The following is a 908-nucleotide window of genomic DNA, read 5'->3' as shown; positions in this document are numbered from 1 at the left end:
GTAAACCACTCCCCGTTTTCGTCCAGCACCAAAGGGGGCGCAGATTGGATGGTGGTGATTTGCAGCGTGTTTTCAGAAAGGCAATTCTGGGTGGTAGTGCACTCATTCTCGTACCACGCTATCTTATCATCATTTGATGAGGCCGATAATACATCCGCGTCACCATCACCGTCCAAATCCATGGCGTATACGGACCTGGCAGCATCCGCTGATGTCGTTATGACCTGCTGCGCACCAAAATTGCCGCTGCCGTCATTCTCGTACCACGCTATCTTATCATCAAACGCAGAGGCTGATAATACATCCGCGTCGCCATCACCGTCCAAATCCATGGCGTATACCGAATAGGCACCATCCGCTGATGTCGTTATGACCTGCTGCGCACCAAAATTGCCGCTGCCGTCATTCTCGTACCACGCTATCTTATCATCACTATATGAGGCCGATAATACATCCGCGTCGCCATCACCGTCCAAATCCATGGCGTATACGGACCAAGCACCTTCCGCTGATGTCGTTATGACCTGCTGCGCACCAAAATTGCCGCTGCCATCATTCTCGTACCACGCTATCTTATAATCATTAAAAGAGGCCGATAATACATCCGCGTCGCCATCACCGTCCAAATCCATGGCGTATACGGACCAAGCACCATCCGCTGATGTCGTTATGGTATTGGACGTAAAGCCCGGATCGGCACAAGGCACAGCACAGGGTGGGCAATGGCTTCCGCCGCAGTCTACGCCGGTCTCATCGCCGTTTTGGATGCCGTCATTGCAGGTAGGCGTTACGGGGGTGCCGCAGGCGGTAGAGTTCAGCAGGCTGGCACGGGCGCCACCGGGCTCAAACAAAGCCCGCATACGGGCAGTCTGGCCTTGCGTGAAGAGGTTCATACAGCCATCATCGGA

1 protein-coding gene is annotated in these 908 nt (G+C 54.0%); it reads right to left on the bottom strand.

Going from position 1 to position 908, the window contains the following annotated elements:
* On the bottom strand, positions 1-908 hold a 908-nt coding region (locus IX84_RS18135; protein ID WP_044223951.1), incomplete at both ends, for an FG-GAP repeat domain-containing protein.

Source organism: Phaeodactylibacter xiamenensis (assembly GCF_000759025.1).
Classification (GTDB): domain Bacteria; phylum Bacteroidota; class Bacteroidia; order Chitinophagales; family Saprospiraceae; genus Phaeodactylibacter; species Phaeodactylibacter xiamenensis.
Note: the sequence above shows the minus strand (reverse complement) of the source record. Positions and strands in the feature narration are given on the sequence as shown.